This is a genomic window from Streptomyces sp. NPDC046821 (assembly GCF_040645335.1).
Classification (GTDB): Bacteria; Actinomycetota; Actinomycetes; order Streptomycetales; family Streptomycetaceae; genus Streptomyces.
In genome coordinates, this window is record NZ_JBEYYB010000007.1 from 252,705 (window position 1) to 273,994 (window position 21,290).

19 protein-coding genes are annotated in these 21,290 nt (G+C 69.9%); 9 read left to right on the top strand and 10 right to left on the bottom strand.

What is annotated here, in order from left to right:
- Position 1: 1 nt before the first annotated feature.
- The 3 genes from ABZ893_RS16250 to ABZ893_RS16260 all read right to left on the bottom strand — a co-directional run bounded on the left by ABZ893_RS16250 (position 2) and on the right by ABZ893_RS16260 (position 2,434).
- Complete coding sequence (locus tag ABZ893_RS16250; protein ID WP_361403107.1) at positions 2–775, bottom strand: enoyl-CoA hydratase/isomerase family protein; 774 nt, start codon at positions 773–775, stop codon at positions 2–4.
- Entirely contained in the window at positions 772–1,203 is a 432-nt protein-coding gene (locus ABZ893_RS16255) for an OB-fold domain-containing protein (protein WP_361403571.1), read from the bottom strand. The genes ABZ893_RS16250 and ABZ893_RS16255 overlap by 4 nt, the downstream gene beginning before the upstream one ends.
- An 82-nt stretch (positions 1,204–1,285) precedes the next feature.
- Entirely contained in the window at positions 1,286–2,434 is a 1,149-nt protein-coding gene (locus tag ABZ893_RS16260; RefSeq protein ID WP_361403110.1) for a lipid-transfer protein, read from the bottom strand.
- A gap of 114 nt (positions 2,435–2,548) precedes the next feature.
- Here ABZ893_RS16260 and ABZ893_RS16265 point away from each other — a divergent pair, with 114 nt between their 5' ends.
- Complete coding sequence (locus ABZ893_RS16265; protein ID WP_361403113.1) at positions 2,549–4,138, top strand: FadD3 family acyl-CoA ligase; 1,590 nt, start codon at positions 2,549–2,551, stop codon at positions 4,136–4,138.
- A 337-nt stretch (positions 4,139–4,475) separates the two neighbouring features.
- Here the strand turns inward: ABZ893_RS16265 and ABZ893_RS16270 are convergent, their stop codons facing one another.
- The gene (locus ABZ893_RS16270) at positions 4,476–5,099 is read right to left on the bottom strand and encodes a hypothetical protein (RefSeq protein WP_361403116.1); all 624 of its coding nucleotides are present in this window, start codon (positions 5,097–5,099) and stop codon (positions 4,476–4,478) included.
- A 212-nt stretch (positions 5,100–5,311) separates the two neighbouring features.
- Positions 5,312–5,899, bottom strand: coding sequence for an SMI1/KNR4 family protein (locus ABZ893_RS16275; RefSeq protein WP_361403119.1), 588 nt, complete (start codon positions 5,897–5,899; stop codon positions 5,312–5,314).
- 325 nt (positions 5,900–6,224) lie between these two features.
- On the opposite strand from ABZ893_RS16275, the gene ABZ893_RS16280 reads away from it, so the two are divergent.
- Positions 6,225–7,106, top strand: a complete 882-nt coding sequence (locus tag ABZ893_RS16280) for an alpha/beta hydrolase (RefSeq protein ID WP_361403122.1) — start codon at positions 6,225–6,227, stop codon at positions 7,104–7,106.
- Positions 7,107–7,180: 74 nt separating this feature from the next.
- On the opposite strand, the gene ABZ893_RS16285 is transcribed toward ABZ893_RS16280, so the two are convergent.
- Together ABZ893_RS16285 and ABZ893_RS16290 are read right to left on the bottom strand one after the other, a co-directional pair.
- Positions 7,181–7,465: a DUF397 domain-containing protein gene (locus ABZ893_RS16285; protein ID WP_361403125.1), complete on the bottom strand. Its 285-nt coding sequence runs from the start codon at positions 7,463–7,465 to the stop codon at positions 7,181–7,183.
- Entirely contained in the window at positions 7,455–8,297 is an 843-nt protein-coding gene (locus ABZ893_RS16290) for a helix-turn-helix transcriptional regulator (protein ID WP_361403128.1), read from the bottom strand. The genes ABZ893_RS16285 and ABZ893_RS16290 overlap by 11 nt, the downstream gene beginning before the upstream one ends.
- Before the next feature lie 121 nt (positions 8,298–8,418).
- Here ABZ893_RS16290 and ABZ893_RS16295 point away from each other — a divergent pair, with 121 nt between their 5' ends.
- The gene (locus ABZ893_RS16295; protein ID WP_361403131.1) at positions 8,419–8,820 is read left to right on the top strand and encodes an ATP-binding protein; all 402 of its coding nucleotides are present in this window, start codon (positions 8,419–8,421) and stop codon (positions 8,818–8,820) included.
- 371 nt (positions 8,821–9,191) lie between these two features.
- On the opposite strand, the gene ABZ893_RS16300 is transcribed toward ABZ893_RS16295, so the two are convergent.
- Both ABZ893_RS16300 and ABZ893_RS16305 read right to left on the bottom strand, forming a co-directional pair.
- Positions 9,192–9,410 carry a hypothetical protein gene (locus ABZ893_RS16300; RefSeq protein ID WP_361403133.1) on the bottom strand — a complete coding sequence of 73 codons (219 nt, stop codon included), beginning with the start codon at positions 9,408–9,410 and terminating at the stop codon, positions 9,192–9,194.
- Positions 9,411–9,604: 194 nt separating this feature from the next.
- Positions 9,605–12,577: a BTAD domain-containing putative transcriptional regulator gene (locus ABZ893_RS16305; RefSeq protein WP_361403574.1), complete on the bottom strand. Its 2,973-nt coding sequence runs from the start codon at positions 12,575–12,577 to the stop codon at positions 9,605–9,607.
- A gap of 205 nt (positions 12,578–12,782) precedes the next feature.
- On the opposite strand from ABZ893_RS16305, the gene ABZ893_RS16310 reads away from it, so the two are divergent.
- The 6 genes from ABZ893_RS16310 (at position 12,783) to ABZ893_RS16335 (ending at position 20,390) form a co-directional block, all read left to right on the top strand.
- Positions 12,783–14,030, top strand: a complete 1,248-nt coding sequence (locus tag ABZ893_RS16310; RefSeq protein ID WP_361403136.1) for an amidohydrolase family protein — start codon at positions 12,783–12,785, stop codon at positions 14,028–14,030.
- Between the two features lie 58 nt (positions 14,031–14,088).
- Positions 14,089–14,967: an LLM class F420-dependent oxidoreductase gene (locus tag ABZ893_RS16315; protein WP_361403577.1), complete on the top strand. Its 879-nt coding sequence runs from the start codon at positions 14,089–14,091 to the stop codon at positions 14,965–14,967.
- 10 nt (positions 14,968–14,977) lie between these two features.
- Positions 14,978–15,757, top strand: coding sequence for an SDR family NAD(P)-dependent oxidoreductase (locus tag ABZ893_RS16320; protein ID WP_361403139.1), 780 nt, complete (start codon positions 14,978–14,980; stop codon positions 15,755–15,757).
- 138 nt (positions 15,758–15,895) lie between these two features.
- A complete protein-coding gene (locus ABZ893_RS16325; protein WP_361403142.1) occupies positions 15,896–17,020 on the top strand; it encodes an LLM class flavin-dependent oxidoreductase in 1,125 nt (374 codons plus the stop codon).
- Between the two features lie 167 nt (positions 17,021–17,187).
- Complete coding sequence (locus ABZ893_RS16330; protein ID WP_361403145.1) at positions 17,188–18,927, top strand: D-aminoacylase; 1,740 nt, start codon at positions 17,188–17,190, stop codon at positions 18,925–18,927.
- Positions 18,924–20,390, top strand: a complete 1,467-nt coding sequence (locus ABZ893_RS16335; RefSeq protein WP_361403148.1) for an aldehyde dehydrogenase family protein — start codon at positions 18,924–18,926, stop codon at positions 20,388–20,390. Before ABZ893_RS16330 ends, ABZ893_RS16335 begins: the two co-directional genes overlap by 4 nt.
- A gap of 91 nt (positions 20,391–20,481) precedes the next feature.
- Here ABZ893_RS16335 and ABZ893_RS16340 read toward each other — a convergent pair whose 3' ends face one another.
- Complete coding sequence (locus ABZ893_RS16340) at positions 20,482–21,234, bottom strand: hypothetical protein (RefSeq protein ID WP_361403151.1); 753 nt, start codon at positions 21,232–21,234, stop codon at positions 20,482–20,484.
- Positions 21,235–21,290: the final 56 nt, after the last annotated feature.

A 21,290-nucleotide genomic window follows, 5' to 3' on the forward strand; every position in this document is an offset into this window, starting at 1 on the left:
GTCACCGCACCCGGAACCCGCCCGGCCGCCGTCCCGTGAACAGCTCCGCCTGCCGCTCCGGCGGCAGGTTGCCCAGCGTGATCAGGTGCGGCGCATGGGCCAGGGCCTGCGTGCGGGTCGCCTCCTTGGCCGCCCACACCGACCGCACCGTGCCCTGCACGGCCTCCGTCGGATACGACGCGATCGTCTCGGCGCAGGCCACCGCCGCCTCCCGCGCCCGGCCCGGCTCGGTCACCTCGGACACGAGCCCGGTCTCGTACGCGCGCCGCGCCGAGATCCGTTCCGCGTTCCCCATGAGTGCCATCCGGGCCACCTCGCCGACCGGCATCCGCTGCGCGAGGAGCATGGACTCGTAGGCCGTGACCATGCCGTACGTCGTGTGCGGGTCGAAGAACGTGGCGCTCTCGTCGGCGACGACGAACTCGGACTCGCCGATGAGATAGAACGCCCCGCCGCACGCCATGCCGTTGACGGCGGCGATCACGGGCTTCCACAGGTCGTTCGTCTTCGGCCCGATCGCCACGAGCGGGTCGTCGATGCTGTACGGGGACTGCGGCTGCGGCACCTCGGCGTCGCGGTCGATGCCCGTGCAGAACGCCCGCTCGCCCGCGCCGGTCACGACGATCGCGCGTACGGAGTCGTCGAACCTGAACTCCCGCCAGCAGGCGGTGAGTTCGGCGGCGGTCGCCAGGTCGATGGCGTTGTGGCGGTCGGGCCGGTCGAGGGTGACGACGGCTACCGCGCTCTGCTTGTCGATGTCGATGCTCAGGGTCACGGCCGCTCCAGAACCCAGCGCGGCACGGTCACGCCGTCGACGTCCGCGAACACGGCGTGCACCTTGGCGCCGATCTTCAGGCGCTCGGGCGGCACCGAGTCGATGGGAGCGTCGGCGGAGGTCACGAGATTGCCGACCAGGCGGATCCGGGGCGCGTCCGCCAGCTCTACGACGATCGCGTTGTACGGGGCGTGCGCCGCGTACGCGGGAAGCAGCGGCGGGTGCGGGATGACGTAGGACCAGATGCGGCCGCGGCCGCTCATCAGCCGCCACTCGCTGTCGAACGAACCGCAGTGCGGGCAGCAGGGCCGGGGCGGGAAGCGGAGTTCGCCGCAGTCGGCGGAGGCGCAGGCCTGCACGCGCAGTTCGGACTGGGCCGCGTACTCCCAGAAGGGGGCGCCGTCCTCGTCGACGACAGGCTGGAGCAGGGTGTCGACTCCGGGAACGGCCTCGGACGTTGCATCGGGCACGGCCTCGGACACGGGCTTGGACAAGGTCTCGGACATGGGTTCAGCTCCTCAGGAGAAGGGCCGACGTGGGGACGCACTCGCCCGCCGTGACCAGGCACGTCCCGGCGTCGGGTACCTGTGCGGTGCTGGTGCCCCGCAGTTGTTTCACACCCTCGGTGATCAGGTTGAAGCCGTGGATGTACGCCTCGCTCAGGCCGCCGCCGGCCGTGTTCAGCGGCAGCCGGCCGCCTATCTCCAGGGCCCCGCCCTCCGTGAACGCCGCGCCCTCGCCGCGTCCACAGAACCCGTACCCCTCCAGGGAGAGCGGGATGAGCGGGGTGAACGCGTCGTAGATCTGGGCGACGTCCACGTCGTCCGGGCCGAAGTCGGCCTGTTTCCACAGGTGTCGGGCCGCCGTCCAGGCCGGGCCGGAGAGCGGGTCGTCGTTCCAGTAGTTGACCATCCCGTGGTGCTGCGCGGGCAGGCCCTGGGCGACCGAGTGCACGTAGACCGGCTTCTGGCGGCAGTCGCGGGCGCGCTCGGCGGACACGATGACGCACGCGAGGGCGCCGTCCGTCTCCAGGCAGTTGTCGAACAGGCAGAGCGGCTCGCTGATCCAGCGGGACGTCATGTACATCTCGCGGGTCAGGGGGCGTTCGTACATCATCGCGGCCGGGTTCTGGTTGGCCCGGTTGCGGCAGGCGAGCGCGATGTTGAAGAGATGGTCGCGGGTCGCCCCGTACTCGTGCATGTAGCGGCGCATGATCATGCCGATCTCGTCGGCGGGGCGCAGCACTCCGAAGGGGCGGGTCCACTGGGCCGGGGTCGGGAGCTGCGCCGTCGTGTTCTTCCAGGGGCGCTTGCCCGAGCCGCGCTTGCGGGAGCGCCACGCGACGCCGACGTTCGCCTGACCGGTGGCGACGGCCGAGGCGAGGTGCGCGATCGTCGCGCACGATCCGCCGCCGCCGAATCCGACCTTGCTGAAGAACGTCACGTCGCCGGCGCCGACCGACTTCGCGATCTCGACCTCGTCCGTCTCCTCCATCGTGTAGGAGGCGAAGGCGTCGACCTCGGAGGGTGCGATCCCGGCGTCGTCGAGCGCCGCGAGGATCGCCCGGCACGCCAACGCCTTCTCGCTCTCCGGGAGTTGTTTGCCGAAGGCCGTCTGCCCGATTCCCACTATGGCCGTCGCGTCTTTGAGCCCCGCCATCGCAAGCCACCTCCGCGCGTCGTGGGATGCCACCACGATCGTCCCGTCTGCTGACAGCGCGTCAGGCTACCGTTAATCTGACGGATAGTCAGCTACGGGTGTGGAGGTCGTTCGATGCGCGGGGACCTGGAGTGGGGCACCGTACCGGAACTGGTACGGGCGGCAGCCGAACGGTACGGGGAGCGCGAGGCCGTCGTCGAGGGCCGGACGCGGATCACGTACGAGGAGCTGGGCGAACGCGTCGAGCGGGCCGCCGCGGCGTGCATCGCGAGCGGTGTCGAACCCGGCGACCGCGTGGGCGTCTGGGCGCCCAACACGCTCGACTGGATCGTCTCCGCGCTCGGCGCGGTGACTGCGGGCGCGGTGCTCGTCCCGCTCAACACGCGCTTCAAGGGGTCCGAGGCCGCGTATGTGCTCGCCCGGTCCCGGGCCAAGCTTCTTTTTGTGACGGGTACGTTCCTGGGGACGTCCTACGTCGCCTCGTTGCGTCGGGCCGATGTCGAACTGCCGCTTCTGGAACAGGTCGTCGTCCTTGCCGACACCGCGCCGGACACGCCTGCCGACGACGGGGGGCGTGTGTGGCGGACCTGGAAGGACTTTCTCGCCGGTGGCGAATCCGTCTCCGGAGAGACGGTCCGCGCCCGTGCGGCCGCGATCGATCCGGGGTCCCCGTCCGACATCATCTTCACCTCGGGCACCACCGGGCGTCCCAAGGGGGCGGTCATCACTCACGCCCAGACCCTGCGGGGTTACGGCATCTGGGCCGACCTCGCCGGTCTGCGCGAAGGCGACCGGTACCTCATCGTGAACCCGTTCTTCCATACCTTCGGGTACAAGGCCGGCATCATCACCTGCCTGATGCGGGGCGCGACGATGGTTCCGCAGCCCGTCTTCAACGTGGATACCGTCCTCGCCAACATCGCCGCCGAACGCATCTCCGTCCTTCCCGGGCCGCCCACCCTTCACCAGTCGCTCCTCGACCATCCGCAGCGTGAGTCTCATGACCTGTCCGCCCTGCGGCTCGTCGTGACCGGTGCGGCCGTCGTGCCGCTTCAGCTTGTGGAACGCCTGCGGGGGGAACTCGGCGTCGGCACGGTCCTCACCGCGTACGGGCTCTCCGAGGCGAGCGGCATCGTGACGATGTGCCGCCAGGGCGAGGAGGCGGAGGTGATCGCCTCTACGTCGGGCCGTGCGATACCCGGCACTGAGGTTCGCGTGGACGCGTCCGCTCCTGGTGAGCCCGGTGAGGTGCTGGTGCGTGGATTCAACGTCATGAGCGGGTACTTCGAGGACGCGGAAGCTACGGCGGAGGTGCTTACGGCGGATGGGTGGCTGCGTACCGGTGACGTGGGTGTGATGTCCGAGTCCGGCCACCTGCGTATCACCGACCGCATCAAGGACATGTTCATCGTCGGCGGCTTCAACGCGTACCCGGCCGAGATCGAGCAACTCCTCGGCCTCCACCCGGACGTGGCCGACACCGCCGTGATCGGCGTCCCGGACGGCCGCCTCGGCGAGGTCGGCAAGGCGTATGTGGTGCGGCGGCCGGGCTCGGTGGCGACGGGGGACGACCTGATCGCCTGGTCCCGGCGGGAGATGGCGAACTACAAGGTGCCGCGGTATGTGGAGTTCGTGGGGGAGCTGCCGCGGAATGCGAGTGGGAAGGTGGTCAAGGGGGAGTTGCGGGGGCGGGGTGGGGGGTGAGGTGGGCTCCGCCGGTCCGGTTGGGGGTGCGGGGTGGCGGGGTACGGGGTGCGTGGGGTGAGGCGGGACGGGCCTGGTGGCCGGGAGGCGCGCTGCGTTGTGGGGCGGGGCCGCGGCGGTGTGTACGTGCTCGCCATCCCTTCTCCTGGGCCGCCTTGTCCTGTGCCCCGGGAGTGGGCTTGCGTGCTCCGCGCGCACACACCGCCACGTCCCCTCTCGCGCGCGGGCGGCTGCGGGGGCTTCTCGGTCCCGGTTGCTGCGAGGCGGGGCGGGGTCGGACCTGGGGGCGGGCTGCGGCGGGCGCCGCTGAGTCGGTCGGGCACGGCAGCCTGCCGCCCTATTCGTCGACTTCGGCTGGGGTCGTTACGGTGAACGGGCCGGTGGCGGAGGCTACACATGCGTTGACGTCTGTTGTCTCGCCTGCGGCCGCGCCCTCCTCGCAGAGGCGGCTGTCCGGGGCGCGTAGGTCTAGGTGGAAGCGGGTGACCTTGCCGTCCTGTTTGAGGTCATGGATGCGGGCGTCGATGTAGCCGAGGTCGTTCAGGGTCTTCCTGACCTTGGCGGGGGTGGGCTTCGAGACTGCCTGCAGCGCTCGGACCACCCGCTCTTCGTGCAGGCCGCTCGCGCACCATTCGTAGTCGTTCAACTCCGCCTCGGGCCCCGTGGGTGCGCCGGGCTCGATGGGGGCGGTCGGAGGGGTCTCGCCGGGGGCGGGGGTGTGCTGCTCGGCCGGGCCGGTGCCGGTCGGTCGGGTGTCTCTCGGGCCCGGACCGGTCGGTCTGCTGCCCGGTTCGGTTTCGCCGGACGCAGGACATGGCCGCGCGACCTTTGCGAGCATCGCCAGGAATCCCGCTTCCTCCGGGCTCGGCGGAGTGGCGCTTGCCTTCACGCTGACGTTGCGCCCGGCAGGGTCCTCGGTCCCGCACCCGGTGAGTGCCAGGGCGGCTAGGGCGGTTGCCATGAGGGTGAGCCGGGTGCGAGCGATCGAAGTCCCCTTAGGTGTCATGGACGCAGTCTCCGGTCGGTGCCGGGCGCGCGCATGAGTGCGCGTACTCATCTGCGTATTGGCTTATGGGCTAAGGGGGTTGGGTCAGGGCGGTGTGGATCTCGGCGATCATTCGGTCGGGGTGGCGGAGGACGTCTACGCCTGGGCTGCCTCCTTGGATCGTCTCCCTAGGCGTCCGCGAACCAGGAGCGGCCCTGGGCCCAGTGGGTCACCCAGCCCGTGAAGCCAGGGGTGCCGGGCATCAGGGCGTCGGGTGACTGGGGGCCGAAGGGCATCGCGCCCTCGCCGGCGATCTGCCAGACGTGACCGCGCTGCGGACCGGTGACGATCAAGTGCCAATACATGCCGCAGCCGTCGGTGCCCAGCAGTAGTGAGCCGTGGTCGAACACGGGGTCCGTCCGGGCCTCGAACTCCTGGTCCGACAGTTCCTCGTCGTCCTCGTCCTCCCACAGCCATGCCGCCGCGAGCGGAAAGGGCTTGGCAAGCAGGCGCTCGGGGCGATCCGAGCCCCAGTCCGGGGGTGTTTGCGCGAGGGGCAGGAGACCGTAGTCGGGCGGTCCGGCGGGCAGTCCGTCGCAGATCTCCGCCGCGAACGTGCGGTACGGCTCTGGGAGCACGATGCCGTGCTCCGCCTCGAAGGACCGAACCGCCTCCCAGCCGGCTGGCGGCGCTGCCTCGGGACGGGACGCGAAGATCTCGCGGAGGGCGGCCAACTCGGCCGGGTCGCATGTTTCCGTGTTCATGCCGGTCATCATGCAAGACCCGAAAGGGACGGCCTAGCCCCGGCTTACGGAGCTGCATCGCCCGGAGCCGTAACTCCGTAAGGTCCGGCTCCCGCCCCGGTTCGCCCCACGCCCCCGCGTGGAGCCGGACCCAGCCCTCCCGCTTGAGCCGTCGCGTGAGCGAACGGGGCGGCCACCCGGCGTCGAGCGCGACGGAAGTGAGGAGAACCCCTCCCCGCGCGAGCGTCCGCAACTCCGTACCTGGCATGACCAGACTCTGCCGGAAGCGGGGCCTTGGCGTTTTGGCCTGTGGATAACCTCAGGCGGGCTGGGGCTGGCGCGTGGCATTCTCCATCTCATGCCGATCATTGACGTGTCGCCCGGGGTGTCCCTTTCCTATGAGGCCTTCGGCGATCCCGCCCACCCTCCCGTCCTGCTCGTCATGGGGTTCGGCGCGCAGATGATTGCCTGGCACGAGGACTTCTGCCGCGCGCTCGCCGAGCGTGGACGGTTCGTGATTCGGTACGACAACCGTGACTGCGGCCTGTCGAGCAAGTTTGACGATCACCCCGTCGACATAGGGGAGTTCATCGCCACCGTGAGTGCGGGGGATCTGCCCGCCGCCCTCGCGATGGTGCCCTATCGGCTCGACGACATGGCCGGTGACGGTCTCGCCCTGCTCACCGCGCTCGGGATCGACCGTGCCCACGTCGTCGGCGCCTCGATGGGCGGGATGATTGCGCAGAGCATGGCGATCTCCCACCCTGAGCGCGTACTTACGCTCACCTCGATGATGTCCTCGACCGGCGAGAGCGAGTACGGGCAGGCGAGCCCTGAGGCGCAGGCGGTTTTGTTTGGTCCTAAGCCCGCCGACCGTGACGGGTACGTGGCGGCGGCGGAGCGGGAGCTCGTCTGGGCCTCGAAGCGTTACGGCGACGCCGCCGCACTCCGTGAGTTGGCTGGCGCGAGTTACGACCGCGCGTATTACCCGGCCGGGATCGGCCGGCAGCTCGGGGCGATGATCCTGAGCGGCTCGCGTGAGGCGGCGCTCCGCGAGCTGCGCGTTCCGACCCTCGTGATTCACGGCCTCGACGACACCCTGATTGCCCCGAGCGGCGGTGAGCGCACGGCGGAGTTGGTGCCGGGGGCGGAGCTTTTGCTGGTCGCGGACATGGGTCATGACCGCCCGCGTGAGCTTTGGCCGCAGCTGATTGATGCGGTGGCGGCGCATACGGGCTGAGTGAAGCTCGGGGATTGGCGGGAATGGGCGGGTGTGGGGGTGTGAGGGTGGCCGGGATGTGCCAATCGCTGGGGTTAGGCCTTGAGGTTGGTGATGAAAGTGGCCCAGGCGGGGGTGTGGAAGAGGAGTACGGGGCCGCCCGAGTGCGCCGTCTTCGAGTCGCGCACGGGGACGAGGGAGGGGTGGCCTTGGGCTACTTCGACGCAGTAGCCGCCGTCACCGTTGCTGTAAGTGCTCTTCGTCCAGCGCGCGGCGCCGGGAAAGGCTTCAGCGATTTCGACGCATTCGCCGCCACTGCCGTTGCTGTAGCTGCTCTTCCTCCAGCGTGCGGCGCTCAAGTCGAAGTCGTTACTTGCCATTGCGGTAGTCCTCAGCCGCTTCCTCGATCAGGGCGAGGGACGCCGCCGGCGGCAGAGCGGCGGCCCTGAGCAGATCGTACGACCTGCGGTAGTCCTTCACGAGGGCCGGATAGTCGATGAGTTGGCCGCTGTGGAGTCCCTCCGTGTAGACCACGGGCGGTGCGTCCGGGAAGGTCATGACCCGGATCATGCCCATCATCATGGGGTGCGCTGCCGCAGTTTCCGGAAGGATCTGTAAAACGCTCTGCGTGGACCGGACCACGCGCGAGATGTGCTCCAGCAGCTCGGCCGTCTCCACCGGTGGCAGCAACGGCTTGCGGATCAGCGACTCGTGGATGATCCCCCAGAACGAGGGGTGGTCCTCGCGCTCCCAGAGCTTCGCCCGCTCCATACGGGCGCTGACCTGCTTGTCGACGATTTCCGGACGCAGCCAGGGCAGCGAAGTACGTACGACTGCCGCGGCATACGCCTGGGTTTGAAGCAACCCCGGCACGATCATCGGGGCCCAGTCCTCGATCGTGTCCGCGTGCTGTTCCATCTCGGCGACGTCCGCGAAGTACTCCGCGTGCCCCGACTGCCGGGCCTTGCGCGCATCTTCACAACGGCGTTGGAAAAAGCCGTCGGTGCCGAGTCGCTCGTCCACGTGCCGGGCCAGGTCCAGAGGCATTCGGCGCTCGCCGCGCTCGATCTGGCTGAGGAAAGGGACACTGCGGAAGCTGCCTTCCGCCAGTTGTTCGAGTGTGAGGTCGGCGAGTTCTCTCTTGAAACGCAACTCGGCGCCGTAGAAGGAAGGAACGTTCGCCGAAGCGTCGGGATCCTTGCGAGAGGACACAACCCACCACCGCCGTTTGCCAGTTGCTCTGCGTAACCCGAACCCCTTTCACCGTACGCCGCGCAGCGTCACTGTGTGACTCGTTCGTCACGGAGTGCACTCGACAGGAAGGGCGTACGTCATGCAGCGCCGATCCCCCACCGCGGCCCCGCCCGACCTGGAGGTCGAGTTGCTGGCCGTGCCGAAAGCCGTGCCGGAGGTGCGGGAGGCGTTACGGCGGCACCTGGGTGGCGGCTGTGCCGAAGTGCAGCTCTGCGTGAGTGAGTTGCTGGGGAATGTCATTCGGCATGTGGGGGAGGGGACGCCGGTTCGGGTGTGGGTGGGGAGAGTTGAGGCCGGGGTCCGGGTGGAGGTCACGGATCCGGATCCGCGTGTGCTCCCCGTACTGCTGCGGGCGACGGCGGAGGACGAGTCGGGGCGGGGCCTCGTACTGCTCGACGCGGTCGCGCGGCGGTGGGGCGTGGAGCAGGGGCCGGCGTCGAAAACGGTGTGGTGCGAGGTCGACGCGGGGGAGGAGGCGTAGTGCTGGTGGCGCTACTGGCGTGGCTGCTGCCGGGCAGGGGTCGCCGTCGGCGCCGGGCCGTTCCGGCGGCGGGGGTTACGGGGCCGTACGTGCGACCCCGGCCCCGCAGCCCCTACGCCCGCGAGGCCTCGGCCGCCGCCCGGGTCGACGTCACGGACGAGCCGCTGACGCGCCCGTATTACCGCACGGTGATGGGGCCGAGCGCGTGGCTCGGCCCCATCGACGAATCGGCTGACGCGTCAGCCGTTGGTGCCGGGAGCGTGGCTGTCCAGCGGGGCCACGGGAGCGTGGCCGGCCGAGTCCCGACATGACTCGGCCGCGACGGCTCCCCCTCCGCGCCGCCGCGGCCGATCCCCGTCGGGAAGGAAGTCTCAGTCCTTGGGCGGAGCCGGCGCGTGGTTATCCATCGTGACGATGGCGTCGTCCTTGGGCGGAGCCGGCGCGTGGTTGTCCATCGTGGTGATCGTGCCGTCCTTGGGCGCCGCGCCCGCGTGGTTTTCCATCGCGCTGATCGTGCCGTCCTTGGGCGGAGCCGGCGCGTGGTTGTCCATCGTGGTGATGTCTTCCAGCTTCTTCTCTGCCTTGCTCATTGCCTTGAACTCCTTCGTACGCGACCAGATGACGGAACCCTTGTCCGGCAACTCCCCCGAGGGCTGCCGGACAAGGGCCGTATGGGCGCTCACCTGCGAGGCGGGCCCGGTGATCCGCCTGCCCCCCGATGCGGCGGATCGTTGACCTAAGGATGTCAGCCCGGCATAAACGTTCAATGAACGCCCCGGCGGTCTCAGGCCGTGGGGGTCGGGGAAAGCAGCCTTCGGACTTCGCCGGCTTCGGTGTCGGCGCCTGTCGCCTCGAACAGAGTGAGAGCCTCTCGCCAGCAGGCACGGGCGCGGTCCACCTGGCCGATGCCGGTGAGAGACCGTCCGAGCGTGGTGAGGATGCCCGCGCGGGAGCGGTCGCCGCCCACGAAGCCGGTGGCCAGGGCTTGTTCGGCGTGCTGAGCGGCCGACGCCGGGCGCTTCGCCGAGAGGTGGGCCTGCGCGATCCGGAAGTGGGTGGTGCCCTCCCAGAGCCGCTGACGGTTCTTCGTGAAAATCTGGAGGGCCTCGGTGAGTTCGTCCAGGGCTTCTGACGACCGGTCGGCTTGGATCAGGGCGATGCCCAGGGCGTATCGGGCATTCGCGAGCCGGAGGGTGCGCCCAATGCGGTTGTATATCTCCACGCCTTCCCGGGCGAGGGAGATCGCGTCGGCCGAGTCGCCCATGGAGGCGCGAAGGCGCGAGAGGTTGCATACGGCGCTGGCCTCGGCGGGGAGGTTGCCGTCGGAGCGGGAGCCGTCTATCGCCTTGCGGAGATGGTCTTCGGCCTCCGCCTGCCTCCCTTGGATGAAGGCGATGATCCCGCGGTCGTTGCTCGACCAGTAGACGGGTGCGACGTCGCCGGCGGTCGTGGCGAACAGCGCGGCCTGACGTGCCTCGTCATCCGCCTCGTCGTAACGGCCGGCGGTGAGATGGACGTTGGTGAGCGTGGTCCGGGCCCGCCCTTCGGCCTGGGCGTCGTCGGCGGCGGTTGCGGCCTGCCTCGCCGCATGGGCGACGGACTCGTACTGCTTCGCGTTCGCGCCGGACTCCGCCAAGTCCTTGGCCGCCCACAGAAGATCGACGGCCTGTCGGAGCGTGGCGCCTCCGGCCGCCTGCCGGGCGCAGGCCAGCAGGGGGTTGGCCTCGGCGTACAGCCAGTCGAGGGCGTCGTGGCGGTCGTGGAAGTCGATGCCCGTATAGCGAGTGGGCGCCAAGTGGTTCACGACGCGGTCCCCCGGCCGCTCTATCGCATAAACCCGCGCCGCCGTAGCCAGATAGAAGTCCAGGAGACGCGACATCGCCGCCTCCCGCTCCTCCGGGGGGAGTTCGTCGCGTTCCGCGCACGCGCGGGCGTAGAGGCGGACCAGGTCGTGGTAGCGGTAGCGGCCGGGGGCCGCTGATTCCACCAGGGACGTGTCTACCAGGGACTCCAGGATGTCTTCCGTCGACTCCGGGCTCAGGTCCAGGACCGCTGCCGCCGCGGCCAGCGAGATGTCCGGGCCGTCGGCCAGGCCCAGCAACCTGAACGCCCTTGCCTGGGCCGGTTCCAGCTGGCCGTAGCCCAACTCGAACGTGGCCTTGACCGCGAGGTCGCCCGCCTGGAGTTCGTCCAGGCGGCGGCGCTCGTCGGCGAGCTTCGCGGCGAGGACCGACACCGTCCAGGTGCGGCGGGCGGCCAGGCGGGACGCCGCGATGCGGATGGCGAGGGGGAGGAAGCCGCAGGCGGCCACCACGTCGAGGGCGGCTTCCCGCTCGGAGGCGACCCGTTCCGCGCCGACGATCTTCGTGAAGAGCTGGAGCGCTTCCTCCGGCGACATCACGTCCAGGTCGACGAGGTGCGCGCCCGCCAGGTCGACCATGCGGACGCGGCCCGTGACGAGCGCGGCGCAGCCCTCCGTACCGGGCAGGAGCGGGCGGACCTGGGCGGCGTCGCGGGCGTTGTCCAGGAGGACGAGGACGCGGCGGCCGTCGAGGGTGGAGCGGTAGAGCGCGGCGCGTTCCTCCAGGGAGTCGGGGATCGCGGAGTCGGGCGTGCCGAGGGCGCGCAGGAACGAGCCGAGGACGGTCTCGGGTTCGGCCATGCGGTTGCCGGCGCCCTGGAGGTCGACGTACAGCTGGCCGTCGGGGAAGTGCGGGCGGGCGTGGTGGGCGACGTGGACGGCGAGGGTGGTCTTGCCGACGCCGCCGATGCCGGCGACGGCCGATACGGCCATGACCTGGCCCTCCCCGTCGGGGGAGGTCGCGGACGCCAGGATCTCGCTGAGTTCGGTGACGAAGGACGCGCGGCCGGTGAAGTCCGGGACGGTGGCCGGGAGCTGGGCCGGGCGCAGGGGCGCGGCGGAGGGCTCGGCGGCGGGGGCGCGCGGTTCCGCGAGGGAGGGGTCGGCCCGGAGGATGCGCTGCTGGAGTTCGGCGAGGCCGGGGCGCGGGTCGACGCCGAGTTCGTCGGCGAGGAGTCGGTGCGTGTCGGCGTAGACGGCGAGGGCCTCGGCCTGGCGGCCGGAGCGGTAGAGAGCGAGCATGAGGAGTTCGCGCAGCCGCTCGCGCAGCGGGTGGGCGGCGGTGAGGGCGGTGAGTTCGGAGACCGTGTCGGCGTGGCAGCCCTGTTCGAGGTCCATGTCGAGCCGGGATTCCAGGACGCCGAGGCGCCATTCCTCCAGGCGGACGCGCTGGGTCTCGGCGTAGGGGCCGGGGACGCCCGCGAGAGGTTCGCCGTCCCAGAGGGCGAGCGCGCGGTTGCACAACTCGCGTGCGGTGCACAGGTCACCGGCGCCGCGGGCCTTCTCGGCGTCCGCGCGGAGCGCCTCCGCGCTGGCGAGGTCGAGCGCGTCGCCGCTCACGGAACGGATCGCGTAACCGCCGGACTCGCTGACCAGGACGCCCGGGTCGAGGACCTTGCGGAGCCGGGACGCGTACGTACGCACGGCGGCGAGGGCCTGCGACGGGGGTTCGTCGCCCCACAACGCGTCGATCAGTTCGCCGGCCGTCGCGGTGCGGCCCTCGCGCAGGAGGAGCGCGGCGAGCAGGGCGCGCTGCTGGGGCGATCCCGTGGCGAGTGGTTCGTCGCCGCGCCAGGCGCGTACCGGTCCGAGCACGCTGAAGCGGAGTTCCGACTGGCCGGAGGTCGCCGCGCGTCGCTGCTCCGGTACTCGCGGTACTCGCGGTACTCCGTCCATCGCCGCCCCCTGCCGCGTGGTCATTGGTCTCGAGTTCGTAAAGACCCGAGGTCTCCAGGGCGAGCCGATTCGCCGAGGGGTGCCAGTTTGCCTTGTTCACGGCGGCTGCGTCAGCCGTGGGAGAGGGCCATCACAGACACCTCACCTGACGCGGGGGCCGTCCAGGGAGCTGACGGGTCGTCAGATGGACGCTACCGTGGTCGACATGGAGACCAACGAGAGCACGGAGGGCCTCCCGGCCTTCCCCAGGATCATTTCGGTGGATGACCACACTGTGGAACCGCCGAACGTCTGGCAGGACCGACTCCCGGCGAAGTACCGGGACGTAGGCCCGCGTATCGTGCGCGCGCCCCTGAAGGAGATGACCTTCCTGGGCGGCAAGTTCGCGCCGGTCATGGGCGCGCCCGGCGACGACGGCCCCATCGGCGACTGGTGGGTCTACGAGGACCTGCACCGCCCCCTGACCCGCCTCGACACCGCCGTCGGCTACGACCGCGACGAGATCAAGCTCGAGGTCATCACGTACGAGCAGATGCGCGAGGGCTCGTACGACGTACCCGCCCGGCTCGCCGACATGGACGTCAACCACGTCCAGTCCGCGCTGTGTTTCCCGACCTTCCCGCGGTTCTGCGGCCAGACCTTCACCGAGGCCAAGAACCGCGAGCTGGGGCTTCTCGGGGTCCGCGCGTACAACGACTGGATGGTGGAGGAATGGTGTGGTCCGCTGGCGCAGGGCCGGCTCATACCCCTCACGCTCGTGCCCCTGTGGGACGCAGAGCTGGCCGCCGCCGAGGTCCGGCGCAACGCCGCGCGCGGTGTGCGTGCCGTCGCCTTCTCGGAGATCCCGCCGCACCTGGGCCTGCCGTCGGTCCACGGTGACGACTGGGACCCGTTCTTCCGGGCCTGCGACGAGACCGGCACCGTCATCGCGATGCACATCGGCTCGTCCAGCAAGATGCCGTCGACGTCCGCCGACGCGCCGCCGGCCGTCGGCTCGACCATCACCTTCGCCAACTGCTGTTTCTCGATGGTCGACTGGCTGATGAGCGGCAAGTTCGAGCGCTTCCCGAACCTCAAGATCATGTACGCGGAGGGCCAGATCGGCTGGATCCCGTACATCCTGGAGCGCGCGGACGTCGTGTGGGAGGAGAACCGGGGCTGGGGCGGGGTGGCCGACAAGGTCCGCAAGCCTCCGTCGGAGTACTTCGCCGATCACGTCTACGGTTGCTTCTTCGACGACGCGTTCGGCCTCAAGAACCTCGACTCGATCGGCGTCGGGAACGTCCTCTACGAGACCGACTACCCGCACTCCGACTCCACCTGGCCGAAGTCCAAGGAGGTCGGCGAGGCGCAGATGGGCCACCTCGACGCGGACACCGTCGACCGCATCGTGCGGCGCAACGCGATCGACCTGCTCGGTCTGACCGACGACGGCCTGTGGGCGGGTGAGTGACCCGGTGACGTCCCGTCTCGTCTACGGAATCCAGCTCCCGATCCAGTCCCAGTCCACGATGTTCGCCGAGGAGTGGGAGGCGGGCGCGGGCGCGGCCGAGCTGGCCGAGATCGCCCGCACCGCGGACCGCTCCGGCTTCGACTACATCGCGTCCTGCGACCACGTCGGCATCCCGCGGCGCCTCGCGGACGCGATGAGCACGACCTGGTACGACCCGGTCGCGACCCTCTCGTATCTCGCGGGCATCACCGAGAACGTGCGGCTCATGAGCCATGTCGCGATCGTCGGCCTGCGCCAGCCGCTGGCCACCGCGAAGCAGTACGCGACCCTCGACCACCTTTCCGGCGGGCGCCTCGTCCTCGGGGTGGGGGCGGGGCACGTCCAGGAGGAGTTCGAGGCGCTCGGCGTCGACTTCGAGCGGCGCGGCGCCGTCCTGGACGAGGCCATCGACGCACTGAAGGCGGCGCTCGGGCAGGAGGAGTACCCCGAGTTCAAGGGGGAGCGGTTCGCGTTCTCCGGGCTCGGCCAGAAGCCCCGGCCCACGCAGGAGCGGGTGCCGGTGTGGGTGGGCGGCTCGTCGTCCGCCGCCGTCCGCCGCGCTGCCCTGAAGGGCGACGGGTGGCTGCCGCAGGGCGACCCGCGCGAGCGGCTGCCCGAGCAGATCGCGAAGCTCAGGCGGCTGCGCGAAGAAGCGGGCGTCACCGCGCCGATCACCGTCGGCGCGATCACCGAGCCGCTGTACGTGGGCGAGCCCGGGTGGCACGTCGGACGGCGCACCCTGTCCGGCGCCCCGCAGGCTCTCGCCGAGTCGCTGCGCGAGTACGGCGCGATGGGCGTGAATCAGATCCAGGTCCGGTTCCGGTCCCGGGACCTCGGTGAACTCACCGACCAGATGGCGGCGTTCGCCGCCGAAGTGGCTCCGCACCTCAACGATTAGGAGTGCAGGCATGGGCAAGCTGGACGGACGCGTCGTCCTCATCACGGGTGCGGCGCGCGGGCAGGGCGAGCAGGAGGCGCGGCTGTTCGCGTCGGAGGGCGCCAAGGTGGTGCTCGCCGACGTCCTCGACGACCAGGGCGAGGCGCTCGCCAAGGAGATCGGCGGGCACTACGTCCATCTGGACGTGAGCAGCGAGGACGACTGGCAGGCCGCCGTCGCGTCGGCGAAGGCGGCGTTCGGGAAGATCGACGGCCTGGTGAACAACGCCGGCATCCTGCGCTTCAACGAGCTGGTGAGCACGCCGCTGGACGAGTTTCAGCAGATCATCCAGGTCAACCAGGTGGGCGCGTTCCTCGGCATCAAGACCGTCGCGCCCGAGATCGAGGCCGCGGGCGGCGGTTCGATCGTGAACACGGCGTCGTACACAGGTGTCACGGGCATGGCGTACGTCGGTGCCTACACGGCGACCAAGCACGCCATCGTCGGCCTCACCCGCGTCGCGGCGCTCGAACTGGCCGGCAAGGGGATCCGCGTGAACGCGGTCTGTCCCGGCGCCATCGACACCGCGATGAGCAACCCGTCCCAGCTGGACCCGGACGCGGACAAGGAGGCCACCGCGCAGGCCCTGGAGGAGCTGTACGGGAAGCTCGTGCCGCTCGGCCGGGTGGGGCAGCCGGAGGAGGTCGCGCGGCTCGCGCTGTTCCTGACCTCGCACGAGGACTCCTCGTACATCACCGGTCAGCCGTTCGTCATCGACGGCGGGTGGCTGGCGGGCGTCAGCGTTCTCTGACGGAATCTGACGCTGCATCAGGTATTGACGCTCCACCTGCACGGTGAAACAGTCGGCACATCGAATCTGACGGTACGTCAGAAATGGCGAAGGCCTCTGACGCAGCCGCCGGTCACAGACTTGGGACGGTGAACCTCCTTGGAATTCGGGCTCTTTGTACAGGGATATGTGGGCAAGCGCGCAGAGACCGACCCGCTGGCCGAACACAAGGCGCTGATGGAGGAGACCGAGTACGTCATCCAGGCGGACAAGTCGGGCTTCAAGTACGCCTGGGCCTCCGAGCACCACTTCCTGGAGGAGTACTCGCACCTCTCCGCGAACGACGTCTACCTCGGCTACCTCGCGCACGCCACGGAGCGCATCCACCTCGGCTCCGGCATCTTCAACCCGCTCGCCCAGGTCAACCACCCGGTCAAGGTGGCCGAGAAGGTCGCCATGCTCGACCACCTCAGCGAGGGGCGGCACGAGTTCGGCAGCGGGCGCGGCGCCGGCAGTCACGAGATCCTCGGCTTCATCCCGGGCATCACGGACATGAACTACACCAAGGAAATCTGGGAAGAGACCATCGCCGAGTTCCCGAAGATGTGGCTCCAGGAGGAGTACGTCGGGTTCCAGGGCAAGCACTGGTCGCTCCCGCCGCGCAAGGTCTTCCCCAAGCCGTACGGGAAGGCGCACCCCGCCATGTGGTACGCGGCCGGCTCCCCGCCGTCGTACGCCATGGCCGCCAAGAAGGGCCTCGGCGTCCTGGGCTTCAGCGTCCAGAAGGTCTCCGACATGGAGTGGGTGCTCGACCAGTACAAGTCCAACATCGGCAAGGCGGAGCCGGTCGGCGCCTTCGTCAACGACAACGTCATGGTGACCTCGACGGCGATCTGTGCGCCCACGCACGACGAGGCCGTCCGGATCGCCGCGAGCGGCGGGCTGAACTACCTCCAGTCGCTCGTCTTCCGCTACCACGACACGTTCCCGCGGCCCGAGGGCTTCCCCGTGTGGCCCGAGACGCTGCCGGAGTTCAACGAGGAGATCATCGAACTCCTCATCGCCGAGGAACTGCTCATCTGCGGTGACCCGGAGGAGGTGCTCCAGCAGTGCAAGCGGTGGGAGCAGGCGGGGGCCGACCAGCTGTCCTTCGGTATGCCGATCGGCATCTCGAAGGAGGACACGCTGCAGTCGATCAAGCTCATCGGTGAGCACGTCATTCCGAAGATCGACACCGATCCGGTTCACCGGACCACGCGCTTCCGCGAAGCGGCCGGCGCGTAGTTCTTAAGGTCAGCCCCGGTCTCCCCTCCCGGACAAGGAGGCCGGGGCATCTTTGCTTACGTCGCGGGGCTGTGCCCCGGACCCCCAGTCGCCCTTCGGGCTCGTCCTCAAACGCCGGACGGGCTGAAATGCCCGGACGCAACTGATTCGCTGAAAGGACCGCCGCCATGCTCGACCACCTCATCAAAGGCGCGACCGTAGTCGACGGGTCCGGTGGGCCCGGGTACGTCGCCGACGTCGGTGTGCGTGACGGGCGTATCGCCGTCATCGCCGAGCCGGGCACCGTGGTGGAGCCCGCCGCGAGTGTCGAGGACGCGAGCGGCCGCATCCTCGCCCCGGGCTTCGTGGACCCGCACACCCACTACGACGCCCAGCTGTTCTGGGACCCGTACGCGACCCCCTCCCTCAATCACGGTGTGACCACCGTCGCCGGCGGCAACTGCGGGTTCACGCTCGCGCCGCTGCACCCGGACCGGCCCGAGGACGCCGACTACACGCGCCGGATGATGTCCAAGGTCGAGGGGATGTCCCTGGTCGCGCTCGAAGAGGGCGCGCCCTGGACCTGGAACTCGTTCGGGCAGTACCTCGACGCGCTCGACGGACGGATCGCCGTCAACGCCGGGTTCATGGTGGGGCACTGCGCGCTGCGGCGGTACGTGATGGGTGAGGACGCCGTCGGCGGTCAGCCCACGCCCGAGCAGATGGAGCAGATGCTCGCGCTGCTGCACGACGCGATGGAGGCGGGCGCGTGGGGCTTCTCCACGACGCAGTCGTCCACGCACTCGGACGGTGACGGTCAGCCCGTCGCGTCCCGGCACGCGCTGCCCGAGGAACTGCTCGCGCTGAGCCGGGCCGTCGGTGAGCACGAGGGCACCCAGATCGAGGCGATCGTCGCGGGGTGTCTCGACCAGTTCAGTGATGACGAGATCGATCTGTTCGTGAACATGAGTGCGGAGGCTGGGCGGCCTCTGAACTGGAACGTTCTGACGATTGACGCTGCCGTTCCCGAGCGTGTGCCGCGTCAGCTCATCGCGAGTGAGCGGGCTCGTAAGGCCGGGGGGCGGGTCGTCGCTCTGACCATGCCGATTCTGACGCCCATGAACATGTCGCTCGGGACGTTCTGCGCCCTGAATCTCATACCCGGCTGGGGCGAGATTCTCGCGCTGCCCATCGACGAGCGCATCGCCAAGTTGCGTGAGCCCGACGTGCGGGCCGAGATGCTGCGGCGCGCGGACAGCAAGGAGGCCGGTGTCTTCCGGCGCCTCGCCAACTTCGGGCGCTACGTCATCGGCGACACCTACTCGGAGGCCAACGAGGGCCTGAGCGGGCGCGTGGTGAAGGACATCGCGGCCGAGCGCGGCCAGGAACCCTTCGAGTGCCTGATCGAGATCTGCGCCAACGACCGTATGAAGACGGTCCTTTGGCCCATGCCCACCGACAATGACCCGGACTCCTGGGCGCTGCGGGCCGAGGCCTGGGCGCACGAGGACGTGCTGCTCGGCGGGTCCGACGCCGGTGCCCACCTGGACCGGATGTGCGGCGCCCCGTACACGACGCGGTTCCTCGGGGACTGTCTGCGCGGGCGGAAGCTCGTCGGGATCGAAGAGGCCGTCAAGATGCTCACCGACGACCCCGCGCGGCTCTTCGGGCTGCACGAGCGCGGCCGCATCGAGGAGGGCTGGCACGCCGACCTCGTCCTGTTCGACCCCGAGCGCATCGACGCCGGCAAGGCCACCCTCGTCCACGACCTGCCCGGCGACAGCCCCCGCCTCGACTCGAAGGCGATCGGTATCAACGCCGTCTGGGTCAACGGCGTCGAGGTCATCCGCGAGGACGTCGTGAGCGGCTCCGTGCCCGGCAAGGTGCTGCGCTCCGGCACGGACACGAGGACGGTGAGCACCAAGTGACCACAGAACAGCGGCTGTTCATCGGCGGTGAGTGGGTCGAGCCGGACGCAGGGCACTACGAGGTCGTCGATCCCGCGTCGGAGACCGTCGTCGGGCTCGCGCCCGAGGCTTCCCGCGCGCAGGTCCACGACGCTGCCCGCGCCGCCCGCGGGGCCTTCGAGACGTGGTCCCGGACGACTCCCGAGGAGCGTTCCGCGATCCTGGACCGGGCCGCCGACGTCATGCAGCGGGAGTTCGCGGCCAACGCGGAACTCGCGCAGGCCGAGAGCGGTGCCACGACCGGGACCGCGCGCGGGATGCAGGTCGGGGTCGGACTCGCGCGGTTCCGGCGGTACGCGAAGGGCGCCCTTGAACCCGTTGAGCAGGGGTTGCCGCCGCAGATCAACGAGGCCGGACCCATGGGCAAGGCCGGTGTGCTCGGGGCGCTCGCCGTGCGGCAGCCCGTCGGGGTCGTCACCTGCATCACCTCGTACAACAACCCGTGGGCCAACCCGGCGGGCAAGGTCGCGCCGGCCCTCGCGATGGGCAACACCGTCGTCGTGAAGCCGGCGCCGCAGGACCCGCTGTCCGTGTACCGGATGGCGGCCGCCCTGGAGGAGGCCGGTGCTCCGGCCGGTGTGGTGAACGTCGTCAGCGGCACCTCCGTCGAGGTGGGCGAGGCCGCCGTCGACTCGCCGGACGTCGACATGGTCAGCTTCACCGGCTCCACGTCCGTCGGCCAGCGCATCGGCGAGGTGTGCGGGCGCGGCATGAAGCGGCAGCTCATGGAGCTGGGCGGCAAGGGCGCGGCGCTCGTCTTCGACGACCTGGACGACGCGGGCCTCGCGAACGCGGTCTCCGGGATCGGCACGACGTTCGCGTTCTACAGCGGCCAGATCTGCACCGCCCCGACCCGCGTCCTCGCCCAGCGCGGCGTCTACGACAAGCTCGTGTCGAAGCTGAAGGACTACATCGGCTTCATGAAGGTCGGCGACCCGCGCGAGCGCGGCACGGTCGTCGGGCCCGTCATCTCGGCGGCCCACCGCGACCGCGTCGAGTCGTACGTCGAGCTGGGCCGCAAGGAGGGCGCGACGCTCGTCGCGGGCGGTGAGCGGCCCGCGTTCGACACGGGCTTCTACGTCGCTCCGACGCTGCTCGCGGACTGCACGAACGACATGCGGGTCGTGCGCGAGGAGATCTTCGGTCCCGTGGTCGTGGTCGTGCCGTTCGACGACGAGGAGGAGGGCATCGCCCTCGCCAACGACAGCGACTACGGCCTCATCGACTACGTGTGGTCGGGCGACGTGGCGCGGGCCTTCCGCGTGGCGCGGCGGCTGCGGGCCGGCGGCGTCGGCGTGAACACGGTCGGGCGGAACATGGAGGCCCCGTTCGGCGGGTTCAAGCAGAGCGGCGTCGGCCGTGACGTGGGCTCGTACGCGCTGCACGCGTACAGCGAGATGCAGTCGATCGTGTGGCAGGGGTGAGCGTCTGGCAGACGTGACTGTCTCGCGGGGGTGAGCGTCTCGCAGGGGTGAGCGTGGGGCAGGGGTGACCGACCCCTGCCCCACGTTCTGCTTACTGGGGCGGCTGGCCGCCGTAGGGCGGCTGCTGTCCGTACTGCGGGGGCTGCGGGTGTCCGTACTGCTGCGGTTGCTGCTGCCCGTACTGCTGCTGGTACTGCGGTGCGCCGTACGGGGGTTGGGGCTGGTTGCCGTACGGGGGCTGGGCGCCGTACCCGGGTGCCTGGCCGCCGTACTGCTGCTGCGGCTGGGTGCCCGGCGGGAGGAGGACGACCTGGCCGGGGGCGGGCTCGTAGCGTACGAAGCCCGCTGCCTGGAGGTACTCGCCGGCCTTCTTGTGGCGCAGGAGGTTGATCACCACGCCGATGCCGGCCAGGACGACCATGAAGCACACATAGCCGATGGCGAGGGCCAGTGAGCCGTCCGCGAAGGTGAACGAGCGCAGGGACCACAGGAGAAGGACCACGACGATGACCGGCAGGCGCTTCATCAGCGCGGCCTTGCCGCTCAGGTCGAACAGCACGCGCTTCTTGTTGACTTCCAGCACCTGCGGCGGGACCCCGGGCACCTGCGGCGCGTACGGCCAGTACTGGGCGGCGCGTGCCTGCGCCTCCGGGCTCGGGTCGGGAATGAAGCGCAGCTTGATGGAGAAGGTCTCCTGCACGGCGCCGACGTACTGGTAGCCGAAGAGTTCGGCGGTGGACACCAGCGTCGCGAGCCGCTTCATCATCGACATCTTGGTCGTGAACTCGAACGGCATACCCGCGCGCATGTGCTCGAACAACTGGACCAGCTGGCGATCTGCCATGCGTCCTCCGCCCCCTGTACAAAGATTCCGGAGGAGCAGCCTAGCCAGCCGCGCCG

Excerpts from the sequence above, each read along its gene's own strand:
- ABZ893_RS16275 (WP_361403119.1), bottom strand. The coding sequence starts at position 5,899 with ATGATGACCGGCATGAACACGGAAACATGCGACCCGGCCGAGTTGGCC.
- ABZ893_RS16280 (WP_361403122.1), top strand. The coding sequence starts at position 6,225 with ATGCCGATCATTGACGTGTCGCCCGGGGTGTCCCTTTCCTATGAGGCC.
- ABZ893_RS16305 (WP_361403574.1), bottom strand. The coding sequence starts at position 12,577 with ATGGACGGAGTACCGCGAGTACCGCGAGTACCGGAGCAGCGACGCGCG.
- ABZ893_RS16300 (WP_361403133.1), bottom strand. The coding sequence starts at position 9,410 with ATGAGCAAGGCAGAGAAGAAGCTGGAAGACATCACCACGATGGACAAC.
- ABZ893_RS16295 (WP_361403131.1), top strand. The coding sequence starts at position 8,419 with ATGCAGCGCCGATCCCCCACCGCGGCCCCGCCCGACCTGGAGGTCGAG.
- ABZ893_RS16265 (WP_361403113.1), top strand. The coding sequence starts at position 2,549 with ATGCGCGGGGACCTGGAGTGGGGCACCGTACCGGAACTGGTACGGGCG.
- ABZ893_RS16320 (WP_361403139.1), top strand. The coding sequence starts at position 14,978 with ATGGGCAAGCTGGACGGACGCGTCGTCCTCATCACGGGTGCGGCGCGC.
- ABZ893_RS16330 (WP_361403145.1), top strand. The coding sequence starts at position 17,188 with ATGCTCGACCACCTCATCAAAGGCGCGACCGTAGTCGACGGGTCCGGT.
- ABZ893_RS16285 (WP_361403125.1), bottom strand. The coding sequence starts at position 7,465 with ATGGCAAGTAACGACTTCGACTTGAGCGCCGCACGCTGGAGGAAGAGC.
- ABZ893_RS16315 (WP_361403577.1), top strand. The coding sequence starts at position 14,089 with ATGTTCGCCGAGGAGTGGGAGGCGGGCGCGGGCGCGGCCGAGCTGGCC.
- ABZ893_RS16270 (WP_361403116.1), bottom strand. The coding sequence starts at position 5,099 with ATGGCAACCGCCCTAGCCGCCCTGGCACTCACCGGGTGCGGGACCGAG.
- ABZ893_RS16310 (WP_361403136.1), top strand. The coding sequence starts at position 12,783 with ATGGAGACCAACGAGAGCACGGAGGGCCTCCCGGCCTTCCCCAGGATC.
- ABZ893_RS16260 (WP_361403110.1), bottom strand. The coding sequence starts at position 2,434 with ATGGCGGGGCTCAAAGACGCGACGGCCATAGTGGGAATCGGGCAGACG.
- ABZ893_RS16340 (WP_361403151.1), bottom strand. The coding sequence starts at position 21,234 with ATGGCAGATCGCCAGCTGGTCCAGTTGTTCGAGCACATGCGCGCGGGT.